15 protein-coding genes are annotated in these 16,148 nt (G+C 64.7%); 9 read left to right on the top strand and 6 right to left on the bottom strand.

What is annotated here, in order from left to right; genetic code table 11:
- Positions 1–179 precede the first annotated feature (179 nt).
- The 4 genes from SE91_RS22210 to cyoD are packed head-to-tail and all read left to right on the top strand — an operon-like array spanning position 180 to position 4,027.
- Positions 180–1,013, top strand: coding sequence for a cytochrome ubiquinol oxidase subunit II family protein (locus tag SE91_RS22210; protein ID WP_061849117.1), 834 nt, complete (start codon positions 180–182; stop codon positions 1,011–1,013).
- Positions 1,003–3,003, top strand: coding sequence for a cytochrome o ubiquinol oxidase subunit I (gene cyoB, locus SE91_RS22205; RefSeq protein WP_061849116.1), 2,001 nt, complete (start codon positions 1,003–1,005; stop codon positions 3,001–3,003). The genes SE91_RS22210 and cyoB overlap by 11 nt, the downstream gene beginning before the upstream one ends.
- Positions 3,003–3,644 carry a cytochrome (ubi)quinol oxidase subunit III gene (locus SE91_RS22200; RefSeq protein ID WP_061849115.1) on the top strand — a complete coding sequence of 214 codons (642 nt, stop codon included), beginning with the start codon at positions 3,003–3,005 and terminating at the stop codon, positions 3,642–3,644. Before cyoB ends, SE91_RS22200 begins: the two co-directional genes overlap by 1 nt.
- Entirely contained in the window at positions 3,641–4,027 is a 387-nt protein-coding gene (gene cyoD / locus SE91_RS22195; RefSeq protein ID WP_060735393.1) for a cytochrome o ubiquinol oxidase subunit IV, read from the top strand. Before SE91_RS22200 ends, cyoD begins: the two co-directional genes overlap by 4 nt.
- A gap of 299 nt (positions 4,028–4,326) precedes the next feature.
- Here the strand turns inward: cyoD and SE91_RS22190 are convergent, their stop codons facing one another.
- Positions 4,327–5,115, bottom strand: coding sequence for a thermonuclease family protein (locus tag SE91_RS22190; protein ID WP_061849114.1), 789 nt, complete (start codon positions 5,113–5,115; stop codon positions 4,327–4,329).
- 201 nt (positions 5,116–5,316) lie between these two features.
- Here SE91_RS22190 and SE91_RS22185 point away from each other — a divergent pair, with 201 nt between their 5' ends.
- The 3 genes from SE91_RS22185 (at position 5,317) to SE91_RS22175 (ending at position 8,485) form a co-directional block, all read left to right on the top strand.
- Positions 5,317–6,915, top strand: coding sequence for a GMC family oxidoreductase (locus tag SE91_RS22185; RefSeq protein WP_061849113.1), 1,599 nt, complete (start codon positions 5,317–5,319; stop codon positions 6,913–6,915).
- Positions 6,916–6,922: 7 nt separating this feature from the next.
- A complete protein-coding gene (locus tag SE91_RS22180; protein WP_061849112.1) occupies positions 6,923–7,372 on the top strand; it encodes a hypothetical protein in 450 nt (149 codons plus the stop codon).
- 93 nt (positions 7,373–7,465) lie between these two features.
- Positions 7,466–8,485: a S1C family serine protease gene (locus SE91_RS22175; protein WP_060735396.1), complete on the top strand. Its 1,020-nt coding sequence runs from the start codon at positions 7,466–7,468 to the stop codon at positions 8,483–8,485.
- A gap of 173 nt (positions 8,486–8,658) precedes the next feature.
- Here SE91_RS22175 and SE91_RS22170 read toward each other — a convergent pair whose 3' ends face one another.
- Positions 8,659–12,135 carry an indolepyruvate ferredoxin oxidoreductase family protein gene (locus tag SE91_RS22170; protein ID WP_061849111.1) on the bottom strand — a complete coding sequence of 1,159 codons (3,477 nt, stop codon included), beginning with the start codon at positions 12,133–12,135 and terminating at the stop codon, positions 8,659–8,661.
- Between the two features lie 155 nt (positions 12,136–12,290).
- Between SE91_RS22170 and SE91_RS22165 the strand changes: the two genes are divergently transcribed.
- Positions 12,291–13,247 carry a hypothetical protein gene (locus SE91_RS22165; RefSeq protein ID WP_061851243.1) on the top strand — a complete coding sequence of 319 codons (957 nt, stop codon included), beginning with the start codon at positions 12,291–12,293 and terminating at the stop codon, positions 13,245–13,247.
- A gap of 50 nt (positions 13,248–13,297) precedes the next feature.
- Positions 13,298–13,996: a cysteine hydrolase family protein gene (locus tag SE91_RS22160; protein WP_061849110.1), complete on the top strand. Its 699-nt coding sequence runs from the start codon at positions 13,298–13,300 to the stop codon at positions 13,994–13,996.
- Positions 13,997–14,022: 26 nt separating this feature from the next.
- On the opposite strand, the gene soxA is transcribed toward SE91_RS22160, so the two are convergent.
- The 4 genes from soxA to soxX are packed head-to-tail and all read right to left on the bottom strand — an operon-like array spanning position 14,023 to position 16,026.
- Positions 14,023–14,802: a sulfur oxidation c-type cytochrome SoxA gene (gene soxA, locus SE91_RS22155; RefSeq protein ID WP_061849109.1), complete on the bottom strand. Its 780-nt coding sequence runs from the start codon at positions 14,800–14,802 to the stop codon at positions 14,023–14,025.
- A complete protein-coding gene (gene soxZ, locus SE91_RS22150; protein ID WP_061849108.1) occupies positions 14,799–15,116 on the bottom strand; it encodes a thiosulfate oxidation carrier complex protein SoxZ in 318 nt (105 codons plus the stop codon). Before soxZ ends, soxA begins: the two co-directional genes overlap by 4 nt.
- Positions 15,116–15,583 (bottom strand): SoxY-related AACIE arm protein, encoded by a 468-nt coding sequence (locus tag SE91_RS22145; RefSeq protein WP_061849107.1) that lies wholly within the window; start codon positions 15,581–15,583, stop codon positions 15,116–15,118. The genes soxZ and SE91_RS22145 overlap by 1 nt, the downstream gene beginning before the upstream one ends.
- An 8-nt stretch (positions 15,584–15,591) precedes the next feature.
- A complete protein-coding gene (gene soxX, locus SE91_RS22140; RefSeq protein WP_061849106.1) occupies positions 15,592–16,026 on the bottom strand; it encodes a sulfur oxidation c-type cytochrome SoxX in 435 nt (144 codons plus the stop codon).
- Positions 16,027–16,148 lie beyond the last annotated feature (122 nt).

The following is a 16,148-nucleotide window of genomic DNA, read 5'->3' as shown; positions in this document are numbered from 1 at the left end:
GGCCGCCAATCCTGCGTTCATGTCATTGAGATCACATGGAATTGCATGTTGCGGTTGGCCCGTCGCGCATGGCGGCCCTTTGCTGCCGAGGAACCGTTGCGTCGTCGCGGCGTTTGTCGCCGAGCCTTTCCCGCGCTAGGCTCTGTCTCCGGGGATTCCCAACCGCTAGTGGCTTGTCGATGAATCTGCTCGATCCGCAAGGGCCCGTGGCTGCGGGCAACAGCACCATCCTGATCGATTCAGTCTTCATCATGCTCGTGATCGTGGTGCCCACGATCATCGTGATCCTCGGGTTTGCGTTCTGGTTTCGCGCCTCGAACCCAAGAGCGCGCTACCAACCCGACTTCGTCTATTCCGGCCGTGTCGAGATGGTGGTGTGGTCGATTCCCGCGCTCACCGTGATCCTGCTCGGCGGTGTCGCCTGGATCGGCTCGCACCAGCTCGATCCCGCTGCCCCTGTGCCCGGCACCGGCAGCCCGGTGCGGATCCAGGCCGTCTCGCTCGACTGGAAATGGCTGTTCATCTATCCGGACCAGCGCATCGCGACCATCAACACCTTGACGGTGCCGGCCGGTGCCGAGTTGAAATTCCAGCTGACGTCGTCGAGCGTGATGAACACGTTCTTCATCCCGCAGCTCGGCAGCATGATCTACACCATGAACGGCATGGTGACGAAGCTGAACCTGCGCGCCGACAATGAGGGCAAGCTGCAGGGCCTGTCGGCGCATTTCTCCGGCGACGGCTTCCCCGACATGATGTTCGACGTCAACGTGGTCTCGCCGCTTGCCTTTCCGGAGTGGGTGGCGACCACGGCGAAGACGGATGCCGTCCTGAACGAGGACAGCTACAAGAAGCTGATGCAGCAGGGCATCGAGAAGGGCCGGCCGGTCTACCGTCTCGAAGACCCACGGCTGTTCGACCTGATCGCGACCCAGCACATTCCGCCGGGGCCAGGACCGGAGCTCGCATCCGAAGCAGGCCGGTCGCACAGCGGAGGCCACGATGCTCGGTAAGCTCGACTGGTCGGCCATCCCGTTCGATCAGCCGATCCCCCTCGTCGCAGGCGGGGTGGTGCTGGTCGCGATCCTTGCCGTGCTGGCCTGGGTCGTTGTGAAGGGACATCTGCCCTATCTCTGGAACGAATGGATCACCAGCGTCGATCACAAGCGCATCGGCGTCATGTATGTGCTGCTGGCCTCGGTGATGCTGCTGCGCGGCGGCAGCGACGCCATCATGATGCGGATCCAGCAGGCCGTGGCCTACCAGTCGCAGGGCTATCTGCCGCCCGAGCACTACAATCAGATCTTCTCGGCGCACGGCACCATCATGATCTTCTTCGTGGCGATGCCGTTCGTGATCGGGCTGATGAACCTGATCGTGCCGCTCCAGCTCGGTGTGCGCGACGTCGCATTCCCGACGCTAAATTCGGTCGGTTTCTGGTTGACCGCAACCGGCGCACTGCTGGTCAATATCTCGCTCGTGGTCGGCGAATTCGCACGCACCGGCTGGCTCGCCTTTCCGCCGCTGTCGGAATTGTCCTACTCGCCGGGTGTCGGCGTCGATTACTACGCCTGGTCGCTCCAGATCTCCGGCGTCGGGACACTCGTGGCCGGCATCAACCTCGTCACGACGGTGCTGAAGCTGCGCACCAAGGGCATGAACTACCTGCGCATGCCGATGTTCTGCTGGACCACGCTGGCCTCGAACCTGCTGATCGTCGCGGCGTTCCCGATCCTGACTGCCACGCTCGCGATGCTGCTGCTCGATCGTTACCTCGGCTTCCACTTCTTCACCAACGAGGCCGGCGGCAACGTCATGATGTTCATGAATTTGATCTGGGCCTGGGGCCATCCCGAGGTCTACATCCTGGTACTGCCGGCCTTCGGCATCTTCTCCGAGGTGGTCTCGACCTTCTCCGGCAAGGCGTTGTTCGGCTACCGCTCGATGGTGCTGGCCACCATGGCGATCTGCGTCATCTCCTTCATGGTCTGGCTGCATCATTTCTTCACGATGGGCGCAGGGCCCAACGTCAACGCGATCTTCGGCATCGCCAGCATGATCATCGCGGTGCCAACAGGCGTGAAGATCTACAACTGGCTGTTCACGATGTATGGCGGCCGCATCCGCTTCGCGACGCCGATGTTGTGGGCGATCGGGTTCATGGTGACGTTCATCATCGGCGGATTGACGGGCGTGCTGCTCGCGGTGCCGCCGGCCGACTTCATCCTCCACAACAGTATGTTCCTGGTTGCGCATTTCCACAACGTCATCATCGGCGGCGTGCTGTTCGGCGCCTTCGCCGGCTTCGAATACTGGTTTCCGAAGGCGTTCGGCTTCCGGCTCGACGAGCGCTGGGGCAAGGCTGCGTTCTGGTTCACCTTCACCGGCTTCTTCGTCACCTTCATGCCGCTCTACATCGTCGGCCTGCTGGGTATGACGCGGCGGATGCAGCATTACGACGTCGCGGCATGGCGGCCGTGGATGATCGTTGCGGCGGTCGGCGTGGCAGTGCTGACGATCGGCGTGATCTGTCAGATCGTGCAGATCGTCGTCAGCGTCCGCAACCGTGAGGCCTTGCGCGACCGCACCGGCGATCCCTGGGACGGGCGCTCGCTGGAATGGGCGACGTCGTCGCCGCCGCCAGTGTTCAATTTCGCCTTCAATCCGGACGTGCGCGGCGAGGACGCCTATTGGGACATGAAGGCCAAAGCCAGAAATGAAGCGCTCGCTGCCGACAGGCCGGAATATCAGGACATCGAAATGCCCCGGAACTCGCCGACCGGTTTCGTCTGCGCGTTCTTCGCTACCATCATGGGCTTTGCGCTGATCTGGCACATCTGGTGGATGGTGATCCTGGGCGGCCTCGGCGCGTGGGCGACCTTCGTCGTGTTCGCTTGGCGCGACCACGATGAATACGTCATTCCGGCCGCCGAAGTCGCGGCGATAGACCGGGTCAATCTCGAGGAGCGGCGCGGCCTCGTCAGCATGGCGGGAACAGTCTGATGGCGATGACTGCGACCGCCGGCCACGCGCACGCCGATCCCCATCACATCGGGCTCGTCATCGAGCATCCCGGTCCGGCGCCGAAGCGGATCGTGACCGCCTACGGCTTCTGGATATTCCTGCTCTCCGACATCGTGATGTTCTCCTGCTTCTTCGCAGCTTACGCGGTGCTGGTCGGCCAGACTGCCGGGGGCCCGAAGGGTGCGGAGATCTTCGAGCCGAGATACGTCGCGATCGAGACGGTCTGCCTGCTGCTGTCGAGCTTCACCTGCGGCATGGCCAGCATCGCGGCCGATGTGCGCAACCGGTTCTGGTTCTATCTCAGCATGAGCGTGACCTGCGTGCTCGGGCTGATATTCCTCGTCCTCGAGTTTCGCGAATTTGCCGATCTCATTGCGCGTGGTTATGGCCCGTCGCGAAGTGCGTTTCTGACCGCGTTCTTCTCGCTGGTTGGCTGCCATGGCCTTCACGTCTCGGCCGGCGTGCTGTGGCTGCTCACCATGATGGCCCAGGTGTTCGCAAAGGGCTTCCGTGCCGACATTTTGCGCCGGATGACGTGCTTTGCGCTGTTCTGGCACGCGCTCGACATCATCTGGGTCGCGGTGTTCTCCGTTGTCTATCTGCTTGGGAGTGGCGTATGAGCGATCAGGCGCACGCACGGACCGACCGTGACCTCGCACCGGGCGAGGAAGAACAGCACAGCGTCGGCACCCGCATCCTCGGCTATGTCGTCGGCCTCGTCCTGGCGCTGCTGCTCACGGCGACGTCGTTCTTCATCGCCGGCACGGATCTGGTCTGGCAACCATCGATTCCCGTCGCACTGATCGTGCTGGCGATTGCGCAGATGGGCGTGCACCTGGTGTTCTTCCTGCACATCACCACCGGCCCCGACAACACCAACAATGTGCTGGCTCTCGCCTTCGGCCTCTTCGTCGTTTTCCTCGTGATCGGAGGCAGCGTCTGGATCATGGCGAATATGAATGCCAACATGGCGCCGATGGACCACATCATGCGGATGCAGTGATAGCATCGAACAAGCGTGCCAAGGCCACGAGGGCACTTAAGCGACGACGTCTCTGCGTCGTCATGGCCCGGCTCGATTTGGAGCTGGGCACAAAAAAGAAGAGCCGCTTGTGATGACAAGCGGCCCAAGTCTAGGGAGGAAACGCCCGAGCAAGGCAATCGGACCGAAGCCGGATTGCTGCCAAGGAAACGCTCGCGCGAAGCGCTTGCGTATGTTCATAAGTGCAGCAACTCGCCAAGGAGTTCAATTCCGGATCAATACGGTCTCGGACTACCACTCACGGATGCGTGAGGAATTGTTCACTTCGGCCGGCGGCAATTATAGGCCTTGCGGAAGCCGGCCGCCTGGGCGTCGTCCTCCGAGCAGAACCAGCGGTCGGGCTTGGTGGTCGCCGGATAGCTCGGGCAGCCCCGCAGATGATAGATGCCGATGTTGCCGGTGACGCGCGCGCGCACCGCGAGCTTGCCCTTGATGCTGCAACTCGGCGGCATGACGAGCTCCTCCGGAAACAGCACGGCGCGGATTTCCTTGTCGCGGTCCGGCCGGCAGGCAGCGCCCAGCAGGGCAGCGTCCTTCTTGCCGCTACGGAAATCTTGCGGTGCAACAAAGCAGCCCTTCCAGATGCCCGCCGCCGCCGTCTTGGCCTCGGTAGCCGCCGGCTTGACGTTGACCCTAACCGGCTCGCGCGCGAGCGCGAAGCCGAGCTTGATCAGCTGCTCGTTCAGGCTGGCCTTGTCGCCCTCGGCCGTGCAGATGGCACGGTGCCGCTTGCCGAAGCTCTTTTCCGGTCCGACATCGTCGCAGCGCACCGTTCGTTTGCTGATGAGCTTGGACAGTTGGTCACGGGCCTCGATGCCGCAGGTCCAGGAATCGGCTTGGTTGTCGATGCAGACCTGGTCCAGCTCGGGCGCGTCGACACCGTCGAGCCGGTAGGTGACGTCGCCGACCTGGACCGAGTTGCCGTCGCGGACCGTCGCGGCGCCGGTCAGCGCGGAGGCCGGCCCGATTGAGGCCAGAAATCCGGACGAGGCGAACAACGAAACGAGCGCAAAAGCGCGGGCGGCGGCAAAGAAATTCTGGAAGGACATACGGTCTCGCTATCGATGGCGCGGGCGCCCTGTTCCTAGCATCCGGATGGGGCGATACCAATGGTCTGCGCCCCGCGAAGTGTGACATTCCGGCCTCGCGGCTTTACTCAACCATTGCTCTGATCCTATCGTTCGCCGGCCTTTGCGGACCGCGAAAGGCCGAATCGCCCGGAAAGCGGCGAGGGGGAGGAAAAGGTTGCGATGAAAGACCCCGTGGACGTCCTGATCATCGGCGCCGGCGCTTCCGGCGCGGCGGTGGCGTGGTCGCTGGCCGAAACCAAGATGCACATTCTCTGCCTGGAGCAGGGCGGCTGGATGAAGCCGGCGGAATATCCCAGCACGGGCCGCGACTGGGAGGCCAAGTTCTATGGCGAGTGGTCGTCGAGCCCCAATGTTCGAGGCCGTCCGGAGGACTATCCGATCAACGACGACGATTCGCCGATCAAGGTGGTGAACTACAATGCGGTGGGCGGTTCGACGGTGATGTACACCGCGCATTGGCCGCGGCTGCATCCCTCCGATTTCAAGGTGAAGACGCTCGACGGTGTCGCCGACGATTGGCCGATCGATTACGACGCGCTGACACCGTTCTTCGAGGAGAACGACCGGATCATGGGCACCTCGGGCCTGTCGGGGGATCCGCTCTCGCCGCTGACGCATCCGCCGATGCCGCAGCAGCCGCTCGGATTGTCCGGCGCCATCATCGCCAAGTCCATGAACAAGCTCGGCTGGCACTGGTGGCCATCGGACACGACGGTCGCGACCATGGACTATGAGGGCCGGGCGCGCTGCATCAATCTCGGCCATTGCACGCCGGCCTGCGCGCAAGGCGCGAAATCCTCGACCGACATCACCTATTGGCCGCAGGCGATCCGCGCCGGGGTCGAGCTGCGCACGCATTGCCGCGTGCGAGAGATCACCACCGACGAGAACGGCATGGCCTCGGGTGTGGTCTATTACGACAAGGACGGTGTCGAGCAGTTTCAGCCCGCGCACGTCGTCATCATCGCCTGCAACGGCGTCGGCACGCCGCGGCTGCTGCTGAACTCGGCGTCCCAGCGCTTTCCGAACGGCCTTGCCAATTCGTCCGGCCTCGTCGGCAAGAACCTGATGTTCCATCCCTATGCGCAGATCTACGGCTATGTGAAGGAGCCGACCGACAGCAACCGCGCGCCGCCGACCTGCCTGTGGAGCAAGGAATGGTATGACACGGATCTGTCGCGCGGCTTTGTGCGCGGCTTCGGGGTCCAGTTCGTGCGCGGCGCCGGGCCCGTGTTCGAGGCCGTCGTCAGCGAGCAAAAGGGCATTCTGCCCTGGGGCGAAGATCATCACCGCGTGTTCCGCAAGCTGAACGGCCATCGGTTGGGATTCTCCGCGATCTGCGAGGACCTGCCGGAGGAGCACAACCAGGTCACGCTCGACCCCGTGCTCAAGGACAGCCACGGCATTCCCGCGCCGAAGATCAGCTACACGATCAGCGAGAATAGCCAGAAGATGATGGACTATGCGCTGGCGCGCGGCCGCGAAATTCTGGAGACCGCGGGCGCAACCGACATCTGCGTCAACTCGCCGATCCCTTGGGGCGGCTGGCACCTGCTCGGCACCGCGCGGATGGGCACCGACCCCGAACGCTCCGTCGTCAACGAATGGGGCCGCACCCACGACGTGAAGAACCTCTTCATCGTCGACGGCAGCATCTTCGTCACCTCGGGCGGCGTGAACCCGACCTCCACCATCCAGGCCCTCGCGCTCTACATCGCCGACCAGATGAAGCAGCGCCTCGCCAATTTGTTCGATTGAGGCTGTGATGTCCGCAGACGACCAACTGACACGCAGGCAGCGCGACGACCTGCGTACCATCGCCGCGATGATCATTCCCGCCAGCGACGCGTACAAGGTGCCGGGCGCTGACGATCCCGCGATCCAGGGCGACATAGTCGCTACGCTCGGCCGCGACACCAAATTGGTGGTTGCGGCACTGGATCATCTGGCGCGGCTCGCCGGAGCGCCGCTCGCTGAGCTCGATGCCGCCACGCGCGATGCGGTGGCGCAGGAGTTTCGCAAGAGCGGCGGTGCTGCCGCGGTCACGCTCGTCCGCGTCGTGCTGCAATGCTATTACCGCGACGACCGCGTGCTGGGCTCGCTCGGGATCGAGCTGCGCGCGCCATTCCCGAAGGGCCATGTGCTTCCGGACGGGGACTGGTCGCTGCTCGACCCGGTCAAGGCAAGAGGCGGCTCGCTGAGGCGGGCGCCCTAGCCATCTGGGCAGTCCAGCCCTGCGCTTCCCGCCGCGCACCTTGCGCGGCAGGGAGCAGGCCACCATCTGTGTGAGCCTTCAAGGACTCTTGCCATGCTGGACTTCACCTCAGATATCGCCGATGACGCAGCGTCATCGCGAACGACGGCGCCTGCGCCGGTCGATGACCGGGCCCTGCTGGATGCCTATTCCAATGCCGTGATCGACGTGACCGACCGCGTCGGACCTGCGGTCGTGCGCGTCGAGACCGGGCCGAAAGTGCCTGATAGACGCGAGCGCGGCGGGCTCGGCTCCGGCATCGTGATCTCGCCGGATGGACTCGTGCTCACCAACAGCCACGTGGTCGGCTCCTCCAGGGAGATCCGGCTGCGCGACGTCGAGGGCCATGTCGGCGACGCCCAGGTGCTCGGCGTCGATCCCGACACCGACCTTGCGCTGCTACGCGCCAATGGCGTGCGCCATCTGCCGTACGCCGCGCTCGGCAATTCCAAGACGTTGAGACGCGGCCAGCTCGTAATCGCGATCGGCAATCCGCTCGGTTTCGAGTCGACCGTGACCGCCGGCGTGGTCTCGGCGCTCGGGCGCTCGATCCGCTCGGTCAGCGGGCGCACCATCGAGGACGTGATCCAGACCGATGCCGCGCTCAATCCCGGCAATTCCGGCGGGCCCCTGGTGTCGTCCAATGCCGAGGTGATCGGTATCAACACCGCCATCATCAACGGCGCGCAAGGCATCTGCTTTGCGGTCGCCAGCAACACCGCGCAGTTCGTGCTGGCGGAGATCATCCGCCACGGCTATGTCCGCCGCGCCTATATCGGCGTCGCCGGGCAGACCGCGCCCGTTCCGCGGCGGCATGCGGTGCTGGCTGGGGTTGAGAACAAGATGGGCGCGCTCCTGATGCAGATCGAGCCGGACGGGCCGGCGGCCAAGGCGGGCCTGCTGTCCGGTGACGTCGTGATCAGGCTCGACGGCATCGAGATCAACGGCGTCGACGATCTGATCCGCGTGCTCGACCGCGACCGCATCGGCCGGCGGCTGGCCATGGACGTACTGCGGCTGGGCCGCCTGCGGGCGATCGATATCGATCCGGTGGAGCGCAAGCCGGCGCGCTAAGCCGTACCAATCGCCCAGTTAAGCAATGACACAGAATGGGTGGTAAGCACGTCCCACGATCTCGTCATTGCGAGCGAAGCGAAGCAATCTAGACTGTCTCTGCGGAAAGACTCTGGATTGCTTCGTCGCAAGGGCTCCTCGCAATGACCCGCGGAGAAAGCGTCGCGCCTCCGCTACTCCGCCGCAACTGCAAAACGGCTGTTCTCCAGCTCCGCTTCCAGCCGCGCCGTCTCGGCGGCCGCCAGCTTGATATTGGCTTCCTTGACGTGGCCGAAGCCGCGGATCGTCTCGGGCACGCGCGCGAGGCGTGACAGCAGCGGGATCTGTTCTGCCTTCAGCCCGGCGATCCGCTGGTCGATCATGCCGAGATAGCCTTCGATCAGCTTGCGCTCGCTCCGGCGCTCCTCGGTGCGGCCGAACGGATCGAACGCGCTGCCGCGTAGGAATTTGAGCTTCGCGAGGACGCGGAAGGCATGGATCATCCAGCCGCCGAACTCCTGCTTCTGGAGCCGGCCGGTCGCCCTGTCGCGCTTTGCGAAGATCGGGGGTGCAAGGTGATACTTCAGCGTGAACTCGCCGTCGAACTTCTCCGACACCTTCTTGGCGAAGCTGCCGTCGGTATAGAGCCGCGCGACTTCATATTCGTCCTTGTAGGACATCAGCTTGAACAGGTTCTTCGCGACCGCCTCGGTCAGCTCCGTGGACGCCGGCGAAGCCATGCTCTCCGCCTTGCGCACCTTCTCGACGGCGGCGAGGTAGCGGTCGGCATAGGCCTTGTCCTGATAACCGGTCAGGAATTCGGCGCGCGTCGCGATGACGTCGTCGAGCGACTTGGTCGGCGCCGATGCCCTGTTCTTGAACTGCAGCACGCTGCGCACGCGCGACATATCGTGGGCGGCAAGGCGCCCCCAGGTGAAGGCGAGCTTGTTCATCTCGATCGCGGCGCCGTTGATCTCGATGGCGCGGAGCAGGGCCTCCAGCGAGAGCGGGATCGCGCCCTTCTGGAAGGCGAAGCCGAGCATGAAGGGATTGGTGGCGATGCTGTCGCCCATCAGGGCCGCGGCAATGCCCGTGGCGTCGATGATGTCGAGGTTCTTGTCGCCGATAGCGTCGCGCAGCACGGTCTGCATCGCACCCATCTCGAAGTCGAGATCGGGATTTTGCACGAAGCTCGCGGTCGGCTGCAAATCGGCGTTGATGTACGCTTTCGTCACGCCGCGCTCGGCGCGGCTGAGCGCGGTCGGGCCGGCCGAGACGATCATGTCGCAGCCCAGGATGACGTCGGCGCCGCCCGTGGTGATGCGGACCGCGGAGATGTCCTCCGGGCTCGGGGCGATGCGGACATGGCTCATCACCGCGCCGTTCTTCTGCGACAGGCCGGTGAAATCGAGCGCCGAGCAGCCGCGGCCGTCGACATGGGCGGCCATGCCGAGCAGGGCGCCGATGGTGATGACCCCGGTGCCGCCGATGCCGGTGACGAGGATGTTGTAGGGGGCGTCCAGCTCATGCGCCGGCGGCAGCGGCAGGTCGGCGAACAATTGGCCGGAATCGACGGCCGACGTCTTCATGCGCTTCAGGCTGCCGCCATGCACGGTGACGAAGCTCGGGCAAAAGCCCTCGACGCAGGAAAAGTCCTTGTTGCAGTTGGACTGGTCGATCTGGCGCTTGCGGCCGAACTCGGTCTCCAGCGGCTGCACCGAGACGCAATTCGAGGCCTGCGAGCAGTCGCCGCAGCCTTCGCAGACCAGCTCGTTGATGAAGGCGCGCTTGGCGGGGTCGGGATAGAGGCCGCGCTTGCGGCGGCGGCGCTTTTCCGCAGCGCAGGTCTGGTCGTAGATGATGACGGTGAGGCCTTTGATCTCACGCAGCTCGCGCTGCACGGCATCGAGCTCGCGCCGGTGATGGATGGTGGCGCCTTGCGGGAAGTAGTTGCCTTGCGGGTACTTGCTCGGATCGTCCGACACGATCGCAAGCCGCTTGACGCCTTCGGCCCAGACCTGATGCGCGATCTGCGCGACGTTGAAGGCGCCCTCGGCTGGCTGGCCGCCGGTCATGGCGACGGCGTCGTTGTAGAGGATCTTGTAGGTGATGTTGATGCCGGCGGCGGACGCAGCGCGCAGCGCCAGAAGACCGGAATGGGTATAAGTGCCGTCGCCGAGATTCTGGAAGATGTGGGTCTCGCTGGTGAAGGGAGACTGGCCGATCCAGTTCACGCCCTCGGCGCCCATATGGGAGATCAGATCGGTGCGGCGGGTCGGCATGCTCAGGGCCATGCCGTGACAACCGATTCCGGCCATGGCGCGGCTGCCCTCCGGCACCCGGGTCGAGGTGTTGTGCGGACAGCCCGAGCAGAAGAACGGCGTGCGCGCGAGCTTGATGGGCGTGCTCGTGGTGACGGGATTGTCGAAGGCCTCGAGCCGGGCGAGGCGCTGCTCCAGCACCGGGCTGTGATGACCGAGCTTGCGCAGTCGCGCCACCAGCGCGCCCGCCACGATGGTCGGCGTCAGCTCGCCCTCGCTCGGCAAGAGCGGCGCGCCAGTCTCGTCGCGCTTGCCCGTGACGGTCGGACGCTTCGAGGCATCGATGTTGTAGAGGATGCGCATCAGCTGGTCTTCGATGAAGCCGCGCTTTTCCTCGACCACCAGCACGTCCTGAAGACCCTCGGCGAAACGCTTGGCGCCGCTTTCCTCCAGCGGCCAGGTCATCGCGACCTTGTAGATGCGCAAGCCGAGGTCCTGCGCGTCCTTGTCGGTGATGCCCAAGTCGGCCAGCGCCTGGCGCAAATCGAGATAGGCTTTGCCGGTGGCGACGATGCCGAGCCGAGCCGGCTTGGAATCGAGCACGATGCGGTCGAGCTGGTTGGCGCGGGCAAAGGCCTGCACCGCCGCCATCTTCGGCCCGAACAGGCGGCTCTCGGCCTCGAGCGGCGGATCCGGCCAGCGGATGTTGAGGCCGCCGGGCGGCATCTCGAAATCATCGGGAAGCACGATCTTGACGCGTTCAGGGTCGCTATAGATCGAGGCCGAGCTCTCGACGGTCTCGCTGATCGCCTTGAAGCCGACCCAGCAGCCGGAGAAGCGCGACAGCGCGAAGCCGTAGAGACCAAGGTCGAGATAATCCTGGAGCGTGGCGGGATTGATTACGGGGATCAGCGCCGCCGCGAAAACCTGCTCGCTCTGATGCGCCAGCGTCGAGGATTGGCAGCCGTGGTCGTCGCCGGCGAGCGCCAGCACGCCGCCATTGCGTGAGGTGCCGGCTGCATTGGCATGCTTGAGCGCATCGACGGAGCGATCGACGCCGGGCCCCTTGCCGTACCAGATACCGAACACGCCGTCGACCTTGGCGCCGGGAAACAGGCCGACCTGCTGGCTGCCCCACACCGCGGTCGCCGCCAGATCCTCGTTGAGGCCGGGGACGAAGGCGATGTCGTGCTGCTGGAGGTGCGACTTCGCGCGCCACAACGCGTGGTCATACATGCCGAGCGGAGAGCCGCGATAGCCCGAGATGAAGCCGCCGGTGTTGAGCCCTTGGAGCCGGTCGCGTTCGCGCTGCAACATGGGCAGTCGGACCAGGGCCTGGGTGCCGGACAGGAAGATCCGCTTCGATTCGAGCCGGTATTTATCGTCCAGCTCGACCTGCATCAGCGTCATTTCGGAAGTCCTTGGCTCTCGGGGTTTGCGCTGCGGGAAGGGATTGCGGCTGCGCGACGCGAATTGTGACAGTCAAAAGCATGCACCGGCGAAGTCAATATCGCTGGCCGCATCCGTGGCGCTCCTGCTAGTCATGGCTGCCTGTGGAGAGCACCATGACTGCTAACGCATTCGACACCGAGATCACGGAGACGGCGGAGGCCTTGATCGGGCCGTGGCGCCGGCCGCGCCAGATGCTGCAGGCGCAAACCTATGACGCGCACGCCTCGATCCATGACGATGCCACCGCGCAGAAGCTCGGCTTCAAGGGCGGCACCATCGAGGGCCCGACCCATTTCAGCCAGTTTGCGCCGCTCGGTGAACGGCTGTGGGGGCGCGCATGGTTCGAGACGGGGTGCCTCTCCGCGCATTACCGCAGCGTCTGTTACGAAGGCGACGAGGTGCAGGCGGTCCTGTCGAAGCCGCTGCCTGCCACAAGCCAGTGCCAGATCCAGATGGTCAAGCGCGACGGCACCGAGGTGCTGCGCGGCACGGCCTCGGTCGGCGAGCCGCACGCAGCGACGGCGCTCGAAGCGCGCCTTGGCGAGCTCAAGCCGCTCACTGATCCCGTCATCTTGCGCGATGTGAAGGTGGCCCAGACCAGCAAGCGCCAGTCGGTCCGGATGGCCTTCGACCAGAACATGGGCGACCTCTATCCGTTTTCGCTGCGGCAGAAGCTCGCGGTCATTACCGAGAACTCGCCGTATTATTCGGGCGCCGACAATCCCTGGCGCGGGCCCATCATCCCGATGGAGATGCTGAGCGTGCTGTTCCAGTATCGCTCCAAGGACGATCCGCTGCCGGCCAAGGGCCCGGCGGTCGGCCTGTTTGCCGATCAGGAGATCAGGCTGGTGAAGGGGCCACTCTTCGTCGACGAGGAGTACGAGGTCGAGCGCGAGGTGGTCGCGCTCTCCGGCAGCCGCCGCACCGAAAGCGCCTGGGTCAAGACGCGCGTATTCGACAAGGCGAATACGCTGGTCGCTACCATGCTGCTCAACATGGCGACGCTGAGGGACTCGTACGCGCCCTATGAGGAGGAGTATCGGCAGTTGTATGGGAGAGCGTCGGCCTGAATGGCACGGCGCTTGCAAACGTACCGGGAGCATTTCTCGCGGGGGGCATCATCTTGAACTCGACCAACCCGGCACCGGGCGTCATCAACGCCGAGCCCGAGCCGATCAAGCTCGATTGGCTCGCCACGGCCCTTCTCATCATCGACATGCAGCGGGACTTCATGGAGCCCGGCGGTTTCGGTGAGACGCTGGGCAACGACGTCAGCCAGCTCGCGCGCGCGGTGAAGCCGATCGGCGCGGTGCTGAAGGCTGCGCGCGATACCGGCATGCTGGTGATCCACACCCGCGAGGGCCATCTGCCCGATCTCTCGGACGCGCCGCCGGCGAAGATCGAGCGCGGCGCGCCATCCTTGCGCATCGGCGATCCCGGCCCGATGGGGCGTATCCTCATTCGCGGCGAGGCCGGCCACGACATCATTCCCGAACTCTATCCGCTCGACAGCGAAGTCGTGATCGACAAGCCGGGCAAGGGCGCGTTCTACGCCACCGAGCTTGGCGAGGTCCTGGAGAGCTACGGCATCGAGAACCTGTTGGTGTGCGGCGTCACCACCGAGGTTTGCGTCAACACCACCGTGCGCGAGGCCAATGACCGCGGCTATCGCTGCATCCTGATTTCCGACGGCTGCGCATCCTATTTTCCCGAGTTTCACGAGATGGGCCTGAAGATGATCAAGGCCCAGGGCGGCATCTTCGGCTGGGTCGCGGACTCGGCCGCCGTGCTGGAGGCGATGAAGACTTCGACGGGTTAGACGACGACCGGTCCAGGCCTGATCGCCTAAGGCCGCACCGCCGGCGTCTCAATCGGCAGGCCGCGCGCCCGCGACATCAGATAGAGCTCGAGCGCAACCAGCTCGGGCGAGCCGTAATCGTAGGCCTGGGCGCGCACGCCGGTCATGCAGCTGCGCAGCCGCCGCTCCAGCGATCCCAGCGTCTGCCATTCCAGCCGGTAGAGCGGATAGCCGGTCGGCTGTCCCTGCGTGATCGGCGCGCCGGCGAGGCGCTTGTCGAAATTGTCGTCGTGGCAATTGGTGCAGGCAAGATTGAGCTGCCCCTCGCGCTGCATGAACAAATCGCGCCCCTGCTCGACGAAGGGTTTCAGCTGCGGATCGTCGCCGGCGGCGATGGGAATGCCGCGCGATTGATGGGCGACGAAGGCGGAGAGCGCCAGGAGGTCGCGGCTTTCGTAAGATAGCGGCGTCGCCTGTTGGTGATCGGCGCGGCAGAGATTGATGCGTTGGTCGAGCGTGACAGGACGCGCCAGCGCCTTGTCGAAGGCGGGATAGCGCGCGGCGACGCCCCTCATGCTGCCGCGGGCGTCGCCATGGCAGTCCGCGCAGGACTTCTGCACACGACCTGTCTTCTTTCCCCACAGCGCCTCGCCGTCGAGCACGAACAGCATGCCCGGATTGGACGTGTCGTCGTCCTGCATCGCGCGCGTGTCCGGCCCCATGAAGGAGTAGCCGGACCGGCGCGCATCGGGCGCGATTTCGCCGGCAAGTAAGGCAGGGGCCGCGGCGAAGACTGTTGCCGCCGCTATCGCGCGCCGAAGGCTCATTCGACGATGATCGATGCCGAAGCGGTGGATGAATAGCCGTTGTCGCCGATCCATTCGAATTCGAACTTGCCGCTCTCCTTGGCCACCGTGAAAAAGGACAGATAGGGATTTGCGGCGATCGCCGGAAAGAGATCGGCGCGAAAGATCTCGGCGCCATTGTAACGACAGGTGAAGCTCGTGATGATGTTGCGCGGCACCAGTCTGCCGTCCGCGGTATGGCGGAAGCCTGTCTCCATGATGTGCGAGGTCAGCGTGCGGATCTCGATGATTTCGCCGCGTTTGGCCTTGGCGGGAACGTTGATGAGCGCGGCCATCAGTTCATTTCCTCGGTGCAGGCCGCCAGCGTTACGACAACTTCAGTGGCGACCTGCCAGAACGTGTCGTCGGACAGGCGCGCGATCGCGACCACCTTCTGGGTGTCCGCGAGGCGGATCCGGGTCGAGACCTGGGCGCGGCCGGAGGAAGGGCCGAGGTGGAAATTGCCGATGTTCGGCTGCGGGTTCTTCTCGTTGAAGACGTGGATGGACTTGACGTAATCGTCCGCCGTCATCGGACTTGCGACGCTGACCGTCATCGGCACGGTGTTGCCGTTCTCGACCAGCGGCGGAATGTCGAGCTTGACCTTGCCGGTGCGCAATTGCGCTTCACCGACGACATTGCGAATCGCGGCGGTGAGCATGGCCGGCGTCGCCTCGACCGGCTGCAGTGTGAGGATCGGGATCGCGCCGGCGGCCGTCACGCTGCCGGCAAGACTGAGAAATTGTCGTCGCGTGGTTGGCATGCGCAGTCCTAGTCCCGAAGCGTTGCAAGATAAGCCACGATGTCCTCGATCTCCGCGGCCGACAAGATTGGCTTGCCGACGAAGTTGCGCCCGACGCGCACGAGGCCGTCGTTGCGATAATAGGACGGCATGATGGTCTCTGGATTGAACCTGGAGGCATCGACCAGTCGAAGCCGCAACTGGCTCACCGACCACCGGTTCCCGGCGCCGGTGAGGTCAGGCGCGAGATCGCCCTGGAACCGGGTTTCCGGGAACGGGCCTGAATGGCAGAGGATACAGGTCGTCGTGCGCGCCAGCACCAGCGCGCGTCCGCGCACGGCATCACCGGGCGAGCCGGTGAGGGAAGCGGGAATGCCGTCGCCGACGATGGTGTAGGGCACGAGTTCTTGTGCTTCCGCGCTGATCGGGAGTGCGATGCTCGCTGCAATCAGCGCTGCGAGCACGCTTGTTCGATGGGTTGATGGTTGTCGCTGCGGGCTCCGTTCACCTCTCCCGCTTGCGGGAGAGGTCGTCGCGAAGCGGCGGGTGAGGGTTCTCTCGTGGGGGTCCTCGCGAGTGGAGACAC

Origin of the sequence: Bradyrhizobium sp. DOA1 (assembly GCF_001593325.1) — a bacterium.
GTDB lineage: Bacteria > Pseudomonadota > Alphaproteobacteria > Rhizobiales > Xanthobacteraceae > Bradyrhizobium.
Note: the sequence above shows the minus strand (reverse complement) of the source record. Positions and strands in the feature narration are given on the sequence as shown.